Consider the following 16491-nt stretch of genomic DNA (forward strand, 5'->3'; position numbering starts at 1 on the left):
CACTGACGCCCGCGGCGGCCGATCGCGGGTGTGTCGAGGACAAATGGATCCCAGCTGTCGCTGGGAAGGTGGGCGTGGGGGCTGGGTTCGGCGCGTCGCGACACTCCTTCGGTCGCCTCCGAGTGTCCTGCGAGTTACCTCCGAGTGTCCTCCGAATTGCCTCGGAATTGCCTCGGAATTGCCTCGGAATTGCCTCCGAGTTTCCTCCGAGTGTCCTCCGAGTTTCCTCCGTGCGCCTCCGTGTCTCCTCCGGTTCTCCTCCGTGTCTCCTCCGCGCGCCTCCGTGTCGAGCTTCTGTCGTTACCGTCGCTCAGGCCCGCCCTCGCCCCGCCGCCGCCCCGCCTAACGCCCCGCCGCCGCCCCGCCTAACGCGCCGCCGTCCCCCTCCGCTGCGCCAGCCCGCGTTCGTTGCGTCAAGAGGCACCCGCGCACCGGTGCCCGGCATGCACGAGAGATCCATCACCGCAGGGAACGCCGAGGTTTCGCCTTGGCACTCACCGCGCGTGCTCGGTGGGGTGCCACGACGCTGACACAGCAGCAACAAGGTGGACCACGGCCATCCCCCACTCCGCGCCACCCCCCTCACCCCCGCATCGCCACGATCGGCTCGATACGCGCCGCGCGCGCCGCCGGGATCCAGCAGGCGGCCACGCCGACGGCCACCATGGCGGCGCCCACGGCCAGCAGCGTGATGGGGTCGTACGGCGTGACGCCGAACAGGAGGCCGCGGATGAGGCGGCTCACGAGGACGGCGCCGGTCACGCCTAACGCGATGCCCGCCGCCAGCAGCACGCCCCCCTCCGCGAGGATCATGCGCTGCACGCGTCCACCGTCGGCGCCCAGGCTCATGCGGATCCCGATCTCGTTGGTGCGCGCGCTCACGGAGAAGGCGAGCACGCCGGCAATCCCCACGGCGGCAATCAGGACGGCCAGCACGCCGAACGACGAGACGAGCACGGCGTTCAGGCGGCGCGGGGCGACGCTTTCGTCCTTGATCTCGCCGATCGTCATCACGTGCTCGATCGGATCCGACGGGACGATCGCACGCACGGCGCGCGTGGCGGCGCTGGCCAGCATGGCTGGATCAGACGCTCCGCGAATCACGAGCCCGCCCGCATAGGCCATCTCCTGCGTGAACGGCTCGAAGACGACGTTGCGCGGCGGCGCGTCGAGGCCGCCGTCACGCGTGTCGCCCACCACGCCGACCACGGTGCGCCACTCGCCACTCATGCCAATGAACTTGAGCAGCTCACCCGTCCACGCCACGCGCCGCCCGATGGGATCGAGCCCGGGAAAGAGGTACTCGGCCAACGTCTGGTTGATCACCACCACCTTCTGCGACGAATCGCGGTCGGTGGAGGTGAACTCGCGCCCCTTGAGGAGCGGGATCCCGCTGGCCTTGAAGTAGTCCGGGTCGGCGGTGCGCAACTCGGCGCGCGGTTGCGGCTCGCCCGAGGCAAGCGTGCGCCCCTCGCCCTTCACGTCGAGCTGGAACGGCGTGGCGCGGAGCGGCATCGTTGACCCCACCCCCACCTGCCGCACCCCCGGAATGCCGAGCACGGCGTCGCGCATGCGACCGTAGAGCGCCTTGGTGTCGGCGTCGCTGCGCCCGGCGCCGAAGAGCGGGACCTCCATCGTCAACACGTCCTCGGCGGTGAGCCCCGATTTCACGTCCGCCAGTTGCAACATGGTCCGCGTGAGCAGCCCGGCCCCCGTCAGCAGCACCACGGAGACGGCGACCTGCGCCACCACCAGCGAGCGTTGCAACCGCTGGCGCGCCGCGCTCCCGCTCGACCGCGTCCCGCCAGCAGCAATGAGCGCCCCCAGCTTCCCCTCGGCAGCGAGCCGCGGGGCGAACGAGGTGAGGACGGCCACGACGAGCGTCAGCGCGAGGGTGAAGGCGAGCACCACGCCGTCGATCGCGATCTCGTTGGCGCGCGGCGAGTACCGTTCGGCGAACGCCGCGAGGAGGCGCACCCCGCCGTAGGCAATCGCGAGCCCCAGCACCGCCCCCGCGAAGGCGAGCACGAGGTTCTCCACCAGGAGAAGACGGCGCAACCGCCCAGTCCCTGCGCCTAACGCGGAGCGCACGGTGAGCTCGTGCTCGCGCCGCACGCCGCGCATGAGCGAGAGGTTGGCCACGTTGGCCGCCGAGATGATCATCACGAAGGCCGCCGCCCCCATCAGGAGCCAGAGCGTGAGGCGCGCCCGCTCGCCGAGGACGTCGACGAAGGGAAGGACCTCGACCTTGAAGTTCGACGCCGCATCGTACGACTCGGGAAACTCCTTCTCCACCCGCGTGCGGATGGTGGCCACCTCGGTGCGGGCCTGCTCGACCGTGGCGTCCGGCGCCAGCCGCGCGATCATGTCGGTCATGCGGTGCGTGCGCCCGTGCACCATCATCGCACTCGTGTGATGCTCGCTGATGACCATGTTCATCAGCGCGTCCATCCGTTCGGGGAAGGTCGGCGCCGGCTGCAACACCCCGACCACCTCCACCGCGCGCCCGTCGATGCGAAGCGTCTTGCCGACGATGCTCGAGTCGCCGAGGAAGCGGCGCAGCCAGTACTCGTGCGTGAGGACGACGACGGGAGGAACGCCCGTGCCATCGTCACCGTCGTTGAGCGCACGCCCCAGGATGGGGGAGAGCCCCATCACGCTGAAGTAGTTGCCCGTGACGAGCCCGACCTGCATGCGCACCGCATCGCGCTCCCCCTGCAGCGTGAGGAGGACCCCCGAGTACTCGGCGATCCCCTTGAGCGTCCTGGCGCCGTTGCGGAAGTCGAGGATCTCGGGAACGGAGAAGCGGATGTTATCGCCGCCTGGTCCCGAGATGCTCTGCCGGAGGTAGACGAGGCGCTCGCCGTCGCGATGCGGGAGCGGCTTGAGGAGGACGCCGCGCACCACGCTGAAGATGGCGGTGTTGGCACCGATCCCCAGGGCGAGCGTGAGGATGACGGTGAGCGAGAATCCCCGGGCGCGCGCGAGCGAGCGCAGGGCGAAGCGAAGGTCTGCGAGTGGCATCGGGAAGCTCACGGAGGGGGCGTGATGCGTGCCGTGCGTTTGCGATTGCAGGAGCGCGTGCCGTCCAGAAGGCAGGCCCCTACGAGTATTAGTCGGGGGAATCGCGCTTGGTTAGTCCCCTTGCACGCCCGGCCCCAACCGGGGGACCCGCCCGTGCGCGACGGCAGGGAGTGTCGGCCGGCACGAAGAGAACTCAGCTGGCCGAGGAGATGTTCCAGCCCCAACTTCTGCCTGACGACGCCGCGGCGCGCTTTGTCTCTACGGCCCATCCCACACCACCCCCATCGATCGCATGAACGATCGCACCCTCGTCCTCACGCTGGCGTTGGTCCTGGCGGCGCTCCTGGCCTGGTCGGGAATTGCGCCCTACGAGCGCGGCACATGGATCATGGAAGTGGCGCCGATCCTCATCGCGGTCCCAGTGATGGTGCTCACGTACCGACGCTTCCCGCTCACGCGGTTGCTCTACGTGCTCGTCTTCGTGCACGCGGTGATCCTGCTGGTGGGCGGCGCCTACACCTACGCGCGCGTCCCGCTGGGCTTCTGGATGCAGGAGGTGCTTGGGGCGAGCCGCAATCCGTACGACAAGATCGGGCACTTCGCGCAGGGATTCGTCCCGGCGATGGTCGCGCGCGAGGTGTTGTGGCGCGGGAAGCACGTGAACGGGAAGAAGATGCTGGCCTTCCTCAGCATCTGCGTGGCGATGGCGATCAGCGCCTGCTACGAACTGGTGGAGTGGGGGGCGGCGCTGGCGCTGGGGCAGGGGGCCGAGGAGTTTCTGGGGACGCAGGGATACGTGTGGGACACACAGTCCGACATGTGGTACGCCCTGCTTGGGTCGACGCTGGCGATGCTGCTGCTCTCACGATGGCATGATCGCGAGATGGAACGGCTGCGGTAGCACCTCTAGGGCTTCACCTCGATCACGCCGTTCATCCCCGGGTGGATCGTGCAGTCGTAGCGGAAGTTCCCCACGGTGGGGAAGGTGCGGGCGATCGAGACGTTGGTGACGATGTTGATGTCGGCCGGTGCCCCGGCGGCAGGTGCGAAGATCACGTTGTGCGCGTCGCTCCCGAAGACCCACGTCACCGTGCCGCCGCGCGCCAACTGCACGAGGAAGGGGACGAAGACGTTGGCCGGCATGGTGACGGTCGCTGCGGATGGGTAGCCGGCGGGGGCGACGCTGAGCGTAAGCGCGCGCGTGGCCTGCTGCGCGCCGCTCACCACGCGCGCGGTGAAGGCGAAGTCGCCAGCGACCGTTGGCGTCCCGTCGACCGCGCCGGCCGCCGTGAGCTGCAAACCGCCGGGGAGCGCGCCGGCGCTCACGCTCCAGCTATTGCCGCCGCTCCCGCCGATGGCGTCGAGCTGCACGCTGTACGCCTCGCCCACCTTGGCGGCGGGAAGCGACGCGGTGCCGATCGAGAGCGGCGCGGGCGCCACCAGCAGGGTGTAGTCGCGCTCGGCGGTGAGCGCGCCGCGCGTGGCGCGAACGCGGAAGGCGGCGCTGCCCAGCGCGGTGGGCGTTCCCGAGAGGAGTCCGGCGGCGGAGAGTGCGATGCCGGGGGGCGGTGTGCCGCTGGCGAGCGCCCACACCACCGGCCCCGCGCCGCCGACGGCGTCGAGGAACTGCACGTACGGCGAGCCGACCGTGGCTTCGGGGAGGGTGGCCGGCAACAGCTGCAACGGGGGCGGGGCCACGCGGAGCTGGAACGTGGCCGTGCGCGTCGCGCTCCCGCTGACGACGCGTAGCGAGAAGGCGTGCGTGCCGGTGTCGGTCGGGGTCCCGTGCAGGCGCCCAACGCCCTCCAGGGTGAGCCCGGCCGGGAGCGGCGGCGTGGCGACCTCCCACGCGTAGCTCCCCGACCCCCCGGTAGCGGCGAACGAGACGTCGTAGGCGGCGCCAACCATCGCCTCGGGGAGCGCGGCGGCGGTCGTGATGACGAGCGCCGGAGGGGCCGAAGTGCCGCCGCCGTCGCCGCTGCACGCGCCGAGCGTCGCGACGAGGGCGGCGACGACGCGACGGGACCCGATGAGGGCGCGCAGTGGCGCGACGCACACGGCGCGCCTCGCCAGCTGCACGCCCTCCACGCGCTTCCCCATGCCTAACGACACTCGGCGACTACCAGATCGCGACGATGTAGTAGTAGTCGTCCAGGAGGCCGTTGATGAGCGTCACCCCGGGCGACGCCGTGCCGATCCCCGTGACGCCGCAGTACGTGTCGCTCGCCGATACCGGGACCTGGGCCACCGAGATCCACGTCTGCTGGTTGGTGCTCACGTAGCAGGCGATGATGGGGAGCTGCCCGTTGGCCACGGCGCTCGCTGGGAGTGGCATGGTGAAGGCGCCGGTGGCGTCGAAGCGCCCGGTGGCCTGCATGCGATTGGCGGCGGGGCCGGTCGGTCCGGCGGGCCCCTGTGGCCCGGTGGCCCCCTGCGGCCCCGTTGCCCCCTGTGGTCCGGTGGCGCCAGTCGCGCCCGTTGCCCCGGTGGCGCCAGTGGCCCCGGTCGCCCCCGTCTGTCCGGCGGGCCCTTGCGGTCCCATGGCACCGGCGGGGCCGCGACAGGCGGCGAGGATGAGGAGACAAATTGTGGTGAGCAGGCGAGGAATCATGGAAGGGCGGACGGGGGACGGGAGAGGGGAGACGGGAGTGCGACGCGGCTTGGGCCGCGTCGCGGGCTCTACCTGCGCGAAGCGGCGCGGGGTTTCACCTGCAATTGCGGCTGGCGGACGGTGACGGTGGCGGAAGGGCCGGAGGTCGTTACGCCACGGTCGACGGGGACGTAGTTCGGGAAGATCGTCGATACGTTCGGGTTGCCGAGCCGGTACTTCACCACCTCGGCGAGCAGGTCGCGATGGTCGATCGTGACCTTGAGGTCCTGCCCGTCTTCGAGCACCGCGCGGTCGAGCCCGGGCCACTGGGAAAGGACGCGCCCACCGGCGATCCCCTGTCCCATGAAGAACGCCACGCTCGCCCGCCCGTGGTCCGTGCCCTGCGACCCGTTCTCGCGCACGTTGCGCCCGAACTCCGACACGGCCACCACGGTCACGTTGTGGCTGGCGGCCCCCTGGCAGACGTCGGCCCAGAACGCGCCCAGCGAGCCCGCGAAGTCGGACATCAGGTCATGCATCTGCCCGTTGGTGGGCCCCTGGTTGGCGTGCGTGTCCCACCCGCCGATGTCCATGTGTGCCGCTTCCACCCCGGAGTCGGCCTTGATGATCGCCGCCAGCGACCGCAGCCCCCGCCCGAAGTCGGTGTCGGGATACACCGCGCCGTTGGCCGGTGCATAACGAGAGAAGCCGATCCCCTGCAGCAGCGCCACGGTGCGCAAGGCGTCCTTGGCCGAGTCGCGCACCGGCGCCCACCCGGTCGCGTAGAGCCGGTCGAGCACCGTGGCGTCGGGTGCGAGGTGACGGTAGTTCGCCGGGTCGGGGATGGGGAGCGTCTTGGGCGCCCCCGTCAGCGTGAGGCGCGTTCCCCCCCACGAGAGCGAGATCCCCCGCAATGGCGCGTTAGCCGCGGCCGGTGTCGACGTCATGAGGTGTCGCGCCAGCCATCCGGTGGCAATGCTGTAGTCGGCCGGCTTGCCCGCCTCCAGGTACCGCTCGGCCTCGAAGTGCGAGCGCGAGTTGGTCGCCTTCTGCCCCGTCGCGTGCACCACGAGCAGCTGGTTGGCGAGGTAGGCGGGGTACAGCGCCTTCATCCCCGGCGGAAGCATGAAGAAGTTGTCCAGCGCGGTGCCACGCACGGCACTGGACGAGTCGGGGCGGGGGACGGCGATGCTCGGGCGCCCGAGGTAGTAGGCAGGGTCGCCGAACGGGGCCACGAGCGTGAGCCCGTCGGCGCCGCCGCGCATGAAGATCGAGACCAGCACGTCGCGCGAGGAGTTGGCGCTGGCGGCGTATTGCACCTTGGGGAGCCAGGCGGGAACGCCCGCCGGCATCGCCAGTGCCGCCACCTGCAATCCGGTCGCCGTCACGAAGCCGCGGCGGGAAAGCTCGCGGTACTCCTGGCACCCGCAGTCGTCCGAGTGATGCGTCATGTCGTGGTGGGAGGCGAGGCTCAGTAGTACTGGAACTCGGGAGAGCAGGCGGCATAGTACACGGCCGACTGCACGCGGCTCTGGCTGTTCGGGTTCACCTGGAGCCACCTCGTGAGTTCACCGGAGAGGGCGACCGTCATCTCGCCGCCGAACATCCGGCGGTTGATCTCGGAGACGATCGCGGTGGCGGTGGGTGTTGCCATGTAGCTGCTGGCGGCAAAGCGCGGGTACTGCCCCACCTGTCCCCAGTTGCCCACGATGGACGAGACGGCGTTCCAGCGGTTCACCATGAGCCCCGCCCAGTACTCGGCACGATCGGGGTAGCCGTCGGGGGTGGGCCACTGGAAGTGCTGGTGCGCGAGGTCCCACAGCGCGCCGCCAATCCCTTCCCAGTTAGTCCAGTCGGTCCACGGGTCCACCGAGACGCCGGTCGCGCGAAGCGCCGAGACGTAGTAGTGGAAGGGGCGCTTCAGCTTGGCCGGCGCATTCGCGAGGTTGTTGGGCGTGAGGATCACGCGCAGCATCGCCTTGATGTCACCCTTCGTGGTGGTGTAGGCCGCGGCGACCGCGTTCACCTGCGCGCTGGAGGGGTCGGGGCGGAGGAACCACTTGAGGAGCTTGGTGGCGATGAAGCGCGCGGTGGCCGGGTGCGCGATGAGGTACTCGCCGAAGTTGATCGCCTCGTCCATCCCCGCCGTCCCCCCCGCCGGCGTGCGCGCCGGAAAGGTCATCCCCATCACCGTCTTGGCGTTGAAGTCGTGATAGTCGGCGCGGTACTGGAAGTTGCGGTTGTTGTCGATGGTCCAGCCGGTGAGGACGCGCGCGAACTCGTGGACGTCGGCCTGTGTGTAGCCGCCGTTCCACCCCACGGTGTGCAGCTCCATCAGCTCGCGGGCGTAGTTCTCGTTCACTCCCCACTTGGTGCTCCACACCTGGTCCAGGTAGATGAGCATGGCGGGGGAGCGCATCGAGGCGCGCACCATGTCGCCGAAGTTGCCTAACGCGTGCCGTTGGACCACGTCGCGGTAGTCGACCAGGCGTGGTGTGGCCTGCGCGATGTTGAAGTGGTCGCTCCAGAACTCCGTCATCCGCTCTTGCAGTTGACGGCGGGAGAAGGCGGCGCGCTCGACGATGGCCCGGTTGGACGCCCCCACCACGTCCTGCCAGTACGTGGAGTCGCGGGCCAGCAACTCGGCCTGCGTGTAGAAGAACTGCGGGTAGCGCGAATGGATGCGCGTATCGGCCGCCGAGTCGTCGATCGTCCCCGGGTTGAGCTGCTCCTCGAGGTAGCGGTCGAAGCCGAGCGACTTGATCGCGGTCACGTCGGCCGCGGTCATCCCCATCGTCACGCGCCGGAGGAGGCGCAAATCGAGGTCCTTCCACTCGGCGCGCTGCCCCAGCCGTTCGATGAGGGCGCCGTACGGGGCGCGCGATTGCGCCTGTGCCTCGCGGGGGGCGGCGGCAGATGCAACGGAGCCGGCGAGCGCGGAGGCGGCGACGGCGGCGGCGCCCCGCCCGAGGAAGGCGCGGCGCGACTCGGTGGGGACGATCGGCTCGGGGAGGACGAACTCCTCCTGGTCCGACGGCGCGGCAGCTGGCGGCGGCGGTTCGGTCACGCGCTCTGGCATCGGGGGAGCTCGGTGGGTTGCAGGGAGGTCGGGAGAACGACCTCCACAATAACCGTCAGCCGCCGCCAGAGAATGCGACGTGGCGCACAGGTCGGGCGCAAACGGCGATTCCCGCAGGAAAGCCGCCGCGCGCGCACCGGTTCACGGAATCACGGTGCGCGCCTTTCGCCAGTCGATGTCGGCGGGGACTCCCTCGTAGACCGTCATGCGCCCCACCAGCATGCGCGTGGCGCGTGAGTTTCCATCACTTTGCACCCGCGCTTCGGTCGACGGGGGGCCGGAACTCCGGACGATGGCGAGCGGAACGCCGTCGATCGCTACGCCGCACCGGCCGTCGGGGAGGAGTTGCAGTCGAATCGTTGCCCAGGCGCCATCGAAGATCCGAGCGTCTGGAGGTGCGAGCGCCAACGTGGAGGCACCGACGAAGGAGACATAGGGCATTCTTCCTTGCCTCCTCCCCTCGATCCCGTAACCGACGCTGCAGAGAGCGTCCGAGTCTGACGAACTGGGAGTGACTTCGGTCCCCAACGCACGCGCGTAGGCGAGTGTGTCGACCGTGCGGAAGAGCGTCAGGGAGATGGTCTGCCACTGAAGTCGGGTAATGGCTCCCGAGAGTCGAAGGTCGACGGCCAGCCCCCGCGTGGCATCGAAGGGTGCACGCGAAAGCACACCACTGACGAACGATCCCTCCCCGTTGTTGAGCATCGCCCAGCCTTCACCGGGGACCGCCACCACCGATGGACGGGGCCGACCAAAGCTGAACCATCGGGAGAGTGTCGAATCCGACCAGTCCTCCACCAGGCGCGGCGCGGTGGGCGGCGTGCCCAGTGTGACGGTGAGCGAGTCGCGCGCGACGTTGCCCGAGCGCGCGAGGACGGTGACGTGTTCGCGACGCCCGTTGAGCAGCAGTTCTCCCGAGAGCGAGTCGATCTGCCCTCCCGCCGTGTCGCGCAGTGTCCATCGAAGGCCGCCGAGAAACGAGAGCTCACGGCCGCGAGCATCGGTGAGCTTCGCGCGGAAGCGCGTCGGCACTCCCGCGTTGGCGATGGATGGCCCGGAGAGCGTCAGGCGTTGCGCCTGTGATTCCCGCGATTCCTGGCCCGAGATCCAGAATGGATAGACGGTGCTGCGCTCTCCTACTCCGTCCAGACGCAACGGCCGGCTGAGTGTCGCCGCCTGGCTGGGGAACACCATGCGGAGTCGTGCACCATCGGCGCGCGCCTCGCAGTCACAGTAGATCCAGCGCGCGTCAGGACTCGCGTGATAGCGCTGTGCCGGCCCGTCCTTGACGAGTGAACGTTCGCTGGAGGACCACTGGTACACGTAGAGTGCCTCTCTTCCCTTCTCGACCAGATACACGAGCACCCGCTCCTCATCCATCCAACCGGCCACCGCGACATCCTCTGCCTCGGCGAAGGCTCGGCAATCGAGAAGTGATAGCGCGATGTCGAGACGGCACAGCTCGTTTGGTCGCACTCCCCAGTTTGCGCGCGAGAACGCGATCGAGGCGCCGGATGGGCTCCACATCGGAGTGTCGTCGGAGCCGGAACCGACCGTGAGTGCCGAGGTTGCGCCGGTGCCGAAGTCGTACAGCGCCAGGTCATAGTGGCTGAGCGAGTCCCAGCGCGCCGTGTTGAACACCAGGCGCTCACCGTTCGACGAGAAGCGCGCGTGGCCGTCGTCGCCAGGGGCCGACGACACGCGGCGTATGAAACCGCGTGCGCCGAACAGGAACAGGTCGATCGTCCCCGAGTCGTTGACGGCGTGCGTGATGAGGACCTCGTCGTGCCCCGGACGTTTGACGATGTCGAAGCTGTGGCGCGTCTCCAGCTGCACCGGTGGAATCACCGTCCACGGCCGTGTCTCCAGCGGTTCCAGCGGGCTCCAGCCCTCCTCGCGCAGTTCTGCCTGCCGGAAGGTCACGCGCCCCGAGGGATCGAGGATCGCCAGCCCCAGCACCGCATCCGGCGGCGACACCGCTGGGCGCCGCGTCATCGCGTAGGCGCCAACCGCCAGCAGCAACAGCGCCCCCAGCGCCGTCACGCCACGTCGCAAGGGCGACACCAGCCCCAATCGCCAGCTCAGCGGTGCCGCGCGCACCACGGCGTGCAGGTCCCGCTCTCGCGTTGTAGGGCCAAACAGGTCGACCGCCAGCGCCCGCAGCGGTCGCCGGTCGCCCATGACGAAGCGCTGGCGCGCGAAGCGACGGAACACCTCGGCGCGCGATGCGTCGTCGCCCGCGTTTCGCAGCAGCTGCGCTGCACGCCGCACCTGCCGTTCGTCGTTCGAGTCGCGCATCAGCATCGCGGCGCCGAGCCGGGTTGCCGCCGTCGCGATCCCGTCCACGTTGGCAAGGCGCAGGACCTCGTCCCCGATCTCGTCGTGCGCCATGCGCCAACTGTCGTCCACAGCGACGACGACGCCGCGCGATTCCAGCCAGCGCAAGCGGTCGTGCACCTCCTGGGCCGGACGCTCGCTCGCCGCGACCAGTGTCGGCTCGTCGAGCGGGGCACCGGCAGCCGCAAGCAGCGTGAGGAGCCACTTGTCGCCCCGCTCCAGGTCCTCGAGCCGCCCGCGCAGCGCGTCGCCCGAGCGCAGCTCGGCCAGCAGCGCATCCGGAGCGTTGGAGCGCCACGCGCCGTCGGCGCGCTGCAGCACCCCCCGCTCCTCCAATAGCTGCAACGTCTCCAGCGCCAGCAGCGGCGAGCCGCGCGACGTGCGCCACAGCTCGCCGGCAAACAGGCTCCCCCATCCCTCGGCCGGCAGCGCGGCGATCGACAGGACGAGTTCCTCCACCTGCGCCGCCGTGAGCGGGGCGAGCGTGATGTGTCGCGTCTCGGCGTGCGAGGCCACCGCGACCTGGCGCGCTTCCGTGCGCCCCGTCGTCACGAGCAGCACGCGCGCCTCGCCCAGCCCGTCGGCCAAGGCGCCGAGGAGCGCCAGCGACGGTTCGTCCGCCCAGTGCAGGTCGTCGATCAGGATAGCGATGGGATGCTCGTACGCCACCGCGAGCGCCAGTTCGCGCATCGCTTGCGCGCGCGCGCGCAGTTGATCCTCGAGCGACGAGACCCTGGGCGCCGTCTCGAACCAGGTCGAGAGCGACGGATTGAGCTCCACCAGCGTTGCCGCCGTTGCAGGAGCAACTGCCTGACGACCGGGGAGGCGCGCCAGTGCGGCGGCCAACTCACCCGCCAGCGCAAATGCCACGTCGCGCGCGCCGTACGTCCCACCCACCACCGCCACCTTGGCACGCATTGCCCGCAACCGCGCCTCCAGGTCGCGCAGGAGGCGCGACTTTCCCATCCCGGCGCGACCGGTGATGTGGATGCGCCGCCGCCCACCTTCCTTCACCTCATCCCACGCTGCCAACAACTGGGAGAAGACGAGTTCGCGCCCCACGAGCGTCCCCGCCTGCAGCGGCGCGGCCGATGTGCCATCGGGGGTGTGGCGCTCACCCGGTGCGGCGCGCGCGAGCCTGAGCAGCGCGCGCGTGGCCGGTTCGAGCTGCAACTCCTCGCGCTCCGCGAACTGCGCCAGTGCCTCGCCCTCGGCGCGCGCGGCGAGCGTGTCGTTGGCCGAGGTACACGCCTCCAGCAGCAGGCGCCACCCGTTCTCGTCGTACGGATCCTGGTCGCGCAGGCGCCGCGCGAGATCGACCGCCGCGCGCGCCTGTCCCTTGGCCAGCTGCTCGGCGATGGTCGCCTCGGCAGCGTGACGAAAGACCTGCAGCAGGCGCCGGCGCTCGAGGGCGCACCAATCCTCGAAGCCGCTCCCCCCCGGCGTGGCGAAGTTGGGGACGAAGGGCCCGGTGTACCTGGCGACGACCGTGGCGTGTTCGCCGGCGCTCGACGCCGCGAGGAGGGCATCGCGGTCGACGGCGACGTCGGGGACGAGTTGCAGCGAGTCGCCGAGCGCGGCGAGGAGTTCGCGCCCCACCTTGCGGCGGATGTACCAGATGGTTTGCCGCAGCGCGTGCTTGGCGGCGTCGCTCTCGAGGTCCGACCAGAGGAGCGAGATGAGGAGCGAGCGCGAGGCGGTGCGCCCGGGGGCCGCCGAGAGGAAGATCAGCAGCGCGAGCGGCTTGCCGAGTACGAGGACCGGGGTCTCCGATCCTGACTCGCGCAGGTCGACGGTGCCCAGGGTGCGAAGGAGCACGGGTGTCAGGTGTCGCCAGTACTGAAAGCTGGAGCGGAACGCTTCGTGACGAACATAAGAGGCGAGAGCGGAGATGCGCGAATCCTTGATGTGCCACAACCTCTCGGGACGCGTCAGACGAGCGTCAGACGACGAATTGCGGTCGCCGTCGTCCGCGCCGGGCGGTTCTGTGGCGCGAGAAGCGCGTCGGCGCGCGAAAGGCGATCGCGCAAATCTCGAGAAGGTGGAGAAGCCGTGCTCCGGTGCGACGGCATGAACGAATCTCGCGCACGATACGCTCGGCGCACCGCCAGCGCGGCTGGTCACACTACATGGTGATTCATGACGATCGTGAACGAGGCGTTCGGACGGGTGCTCGCTGTACTAACGAGGTGCCTTCTGACGCTGGGAGTGGATCGAACTGGAACGAATCCGCTGTGCGGCGCAACATGAGGCAGCGTCGAGCGTTGCGCACGCGAACCCCCGATTAGTCGTCGATCGATTCACTCGGTTCCCTTCGGCAGCTCCCGAGAGTCGGTGCGCGGGAGCTCTGAGCACGCCGTCGGCCGTTTCGGGATCGATCGTGTTCATGGACGTTACGGTGCGCCCGAGGCGTACTCGAAGTCGCCTCATGCGTCGCGCGCGGCTGATTCAGGAGACGCTTACGCGATCGTAACGCGACGATGCGATCTGGTTCGACGCACCCATCAATCGGAGTCGCTGACGCGCGTCTGACGGGAACGGGTCACGATCACTAGCGAAAAGGCCGGTAAGGCGCGAGCGAGTCGCGCGCGACGGGTCAGCGTGCGTCGACGAAAGGCGCAGACGGCGCACGTGGCCTGACCGAGAGACGTGGCTCGCCTGGTTGCCGCAGCATCTCTGTATTCACGCGATGGACTCTCAAACGGTTCTCTGATCATGCACAAGGCATATCGAGCACTTCGCATCCTGCGTGTCATGACGGCGATCATGGCGCTTCCACTCACTGCGACGTTCGCGCAGACGCCGTCCGTAGGAGACGATGTTGGCAGGAGGCGAACGCTTTGGGCGCTCGAACCTGCCGGCACGGTCGCTGAGACAGAAGCGGCGTGGCGCGGGATCGAGTCGGACGCGCACCGGAGCCGTATCAGTCGACTCCTGCTCCAACATGTCGCGCTACTGAGAGCCAAGCAGGGACTGGTCGTTCGCATGCAAGAGCTGCAGGCCATCGAGGCAACCCTCCTGCGGAGCGCAAGCGTCTCGCCGACGGCCGTCGCCACGGCGCTCGAGAGATTGCGGGCGATCGAAGCTGCGGCGCTCAACGATGGAACGATTCAAGCAGGCGAACTTGCACAGCTCAATGCGACAGACATCGCCGCGTCCGGCGGTGCGACTGCTCAGGGAGTGTGCATTGGGTCGTACTGTGCAACGATCGAATCGATCAGTTCCAGCGTCTACAATCGGAACGGCGTAGCGTGGAACAAGGAGGCCAGCGTCGCCTGGACGCACTGGGTCGTCGCGCGAAGCTACGGGTCCGCTGCCGGCACATTCTACGTCAAGGTGGCTGCCGAGCCGGCCTTTCCCTGGCAGGTGTACTTCGGAGCCGTGGGTACCAACGAGAGTTCGCACCAGGCCTTGCCAGCTACCGGCACCTATTCCTGGAATCTGGGCGTCTACCAACCGAACGCAGAAAGCGTTGGCAATAGTTATGTGATCGAGTTGTACAGGGATATCGACTTTCTGCCGGACGACCGATTCGATACCCAGACGAAGTACGTCAGCGTCGATGTAACAGCGCCAACCATCAGTGTCACCTCGGTTGCGAACGGAGCTGCCGGCACCGTGCTGTTCTCGGTATATGCAAGCGATCCTGGCGTCGGCACGTCTGGATTGAATGGTGCAACCGCCGAGGTGTCAGTCGCTGGTGGGACGTGGACGCCTGCTCAGGTCATCCAGATCGGCGGGAGTCCCTCAACGTACAATAGCGGTAACATCGCGTACTCCGCGCCCTCTGCCAACACGCAGTACTGCTTCAGGGCGTACGCGACGGATAACGTGTCGCACGTGAGTGCAACATCTTCGCCTGTCTGCGTCACGACACCGAGCGCGGGTACCGTCCCGCCGACGCCGGTAGGCGTGAGCGCGACCGCGCTGTCGCCGAGTCGCATCGACGTGAGCTGGTCCGACGTGACGGGCGAGACGAGCTACGAGGTGCAGGTGCAAGGCGGGCAGTGGCCGAGCTTCGTTCCCCTGACCACGCTCGCGGCCAACGTGACCGCGTACAGTCACTCGGATGCTGTGAACCTGGCCCCGGGCACGCAGTATTGCTACCGGGTGCGGGCCGTGAACGCCACGGGGCCCTCGCCCTGGTCGACGACGCCGTGTGCGACCACGCTGACGGTAGGGACCGTCCCGCCGACGCCGGTTGGCGTGAGTGCGACCGCGCTGTCGGTGAGTCGCATCGACGTGGGTTGGTCCGACGTGACGGGCGAGACGAGCTACGAGGTGCAGGTGCAAGGCGGGCAGTGGCCGAGCTTCGTCCCCCTCACCACGCTCGCGGCCAACGTGACCGTGTACAGTCACTCGGATGCTGTGAACCTGGCCCCGGGCACGCAGTATTGCTACCGGGTGCGGGCCGTGAACGCCACGGGGCCCTCGGCCTGGTCGACGACGCGGTGTGCGACCACGCTGGGTGGAATTCCGGCCGTTCCGGGAAACGTCGTGGCCGTGGCAACGTCTTCGAGCGCGATCGACGTGAGCTGGTCCGACGTGACGGGCGAGACGAGCTACGAGGTGCAGGTGCAAGGCGGGCAGTGGCCGAGCTTCGTCCCCCTGACCACGCTCGCGGCCAACGTGACCGCGTACAGTCACTCGGACGCCGTGAACCTGGCCCCCGGCACGCAGTATTGCTACCGGGTGCGGGCCGTGAGCGCTGCGGGGCCCTCGGCCTGGTCGACGACGCCGTGTGCGACCACGCTGGGGGGAATCCCGGCCGTTCCCGGGAACGTCGTGGCCGTGGCAACGTCTTCGAGCGCGATCGACGTGAGCTGGTCCGACGTGACGGGCGAGACGAGCTACGAGGTGCAGGTGCAAGGTGGGCAGTGGCCCAGTTTCGTGGCGCTGACGACGCTCGGGGCCAATGTGACCGCCTACAGTCACTCGGACGCCGTGAACCTGGCCCCCGGCACGCAGTACTGCTACCGGGTGCGGGCCGTGAGCGGTGCGGGGCCCTCGGCCTGGTCGACGACGCCGTGTGCGACCACGCTGGGGGGAATCCCGGCCGTTCCGGGTAACGTCGTGGCAGCGGCAATGTCATCGAGTCGCATCGACGTGAGCTGGTCCGACGTGACGGGCGAGACGAGCTACGAGGTGCAGGTGCAAGGTGGGCAGTGGCCGAGCTTCGTCCCCCTGACCACGCTCGCAGCCAACGTGACCGCGTACAGTCACTCGGATGCCGTGAACCTTTCCCCAGGCACGCAATACTGCTACCGGGTGCGGGCCGTGAGCGCTGCGGGGCCCTCGGCCTGGTCGACGACGCCGTGTGCGACCACGCCGGGGGGAATCCCGGCCGTTCCGGGGAACGTCGTGGCAGTGGCAACGTCGTCGAGCGACATCGACGTGCGTTGGAGCGACGTGGCAAACGAGACGAGCTATGAACTGGAGTGGGCGACGACATCGAGCGGTC

8 protein-coding genes are annotated in these 16491 nt (G+C 69.0%); 2 read left to right on the forward strand and 6 right to left on the reverse strand.

The window, feature by feature from the left end; translation table 11 throughout:
- Window positions 1-582: 582 nt before the first annotated feature.
- The gene (locus IT359_19795) at window positions 583-3024 is read right to left on the reverse strand and encodes an ABC transporter permease (GenBank protein MCC6931242.1); all 2442 of its coding nucleotides are present in this window, start codon (window positions 3022-3024) and stop codon (window positions 583-585) included.
- A gap of 292 nt (window positions 3025-3316) precedes the next feature.
- Between IT359_19795 and IT359_19800 the strand changes: the two genes are divergently transcribed.
- On the forward strand, window positions 3317-3925 hold the full coding sequence (locus IT359_19800) for a DUF2238 domain-containing protein (protein ID MCC6931243.1): 609 nt from the start codon (window positions 3317-3319) through the stop codon (window positions 3923-3925).
- A 5-nt stretch (window positions 3926-3930) separates the two neighbouring features.
- Here the strand turns inward: IT359_19800 and IT359_19805 are convergent, their stop codons facing one another.
- The 5 genes from IT359_19805 to IT359_19825 all read right to left on the reverse strand — a co-directional run bounded on the left by IT359_19805 (window position 3931) and on the right by IT359_19825 (window position 12848).
- Window positions 3931-5136 (reverse strand): hypothetical protein, encoded by a 1206-nt coding sequence (locus IT359_19805; protein ID MCC6931244.1) that lies wholly within the window; start codon window positions 5134-5136, stop codon window positions 3931-3933.
- A 7-nt stretch (window positions 5137-5143) separates the two neighbouring features.
- A complete protein-coding gene (locus tag IT359_19810) occupies window positions 5144-5635 on the reverse strand; it encodes a hypothetical protein (GenBank protein ID MCC6931245.1) in 492 nt (163 codons plus the stop codon).
- A gap of 68 nt (window positions 5636-5703) precedes the next feature.
- Window positions 5704-7065: a DUF1501 domain-containing protein gene (locus tag IT359_19815; GenBank protein ID MCC6931246.1), complete on the reverse strand. Its 1362-nt coding sequence runs from the start codon at window positions 7063-7065 to the stop codon at window positions 5704-5706.
- A gap of 20 nt (window positions 7066-7085) precedes the next feature.
- Window positions 7086-8693 (reverse strand): DUF1800 domain-containing protein, encoded by a 1608-nt coding sequence (locus IT359_19820; GenBank protein MCC6931247.1) that lies wholly within the window; start codon window positions 8691-8693, stop codon window positions 7086-7088.
- Window positions 8694-8834: 141 nt separating this feature from the next.
- On the reverse strand, window positions 8835-12848 hold the full coding sequence (locus tag IT359_19825) for an AAA family ATPase (GenBank protein MCC6931248.1): 4014 nt from the start codon (window positions 12846-12848) through the stop codon (window positions 8835-8837).
- 2094 nt (window positions 12849-14942) lie between these two features.
- On the opposite strand from IT359_19825, the gene IT359_19830 reads away from it, so the two are divergent.
- Window positions 14943-16491, forward strand: a 1549-nt coding sequence (locus tag IT359_19830; protein ID MCC6931249.1) for a fibronectin type III domain-containing protein, incomplete at its 3' end; no start/stop codon positions are given.

This window comes from Gemmatimonadaceae bacterium (genome assembly GCA_020852815.1).
Taxonomy (GTDB): domain Bacteria; phylum Gemmatimonadota; class Gemmatimonadetes; order Gemmatimonadales; family Gemmatimonadaceae; genus SCN-70-22.

Coding starts and splice junctions, on each gene's coding strand:
- IT359_19815 (MCC6931246.1), bottom strand. CDS start 7,065: ATGACGCATCACTCGGACGACTGCGGGTGCCAGGAGTACCGCGAGCTT.
- IT359_19810 (MCC6931245.1), bottom strand. CDS start 5,635: ATGATTCCTCGCCTGCTCACCACAATTTGTCTCCTCATCCTCGCCGCC.
- IT359_19820 (MCC6931247.1), bottom strand. CDS start 8,693: ATGCCAGAGCGCGTGACCGAACCGCCGCCGCCAGCTGCCGCGCCGTCG.
- IT359_19795 (MCC6931242.1), bottom strand. CDS start 3,024: ATGCCACTCGCAGACCTTCGCTTCGCCCTGCGCTCGCTCGCGCGCGCC.
- IT359_19800 (MCC6931243.1), top strand. CDS start 3,317: ATGAACGATCGCACCCTCGTCCTCACGCTGGCGTTGGTCCTGGCGGCG.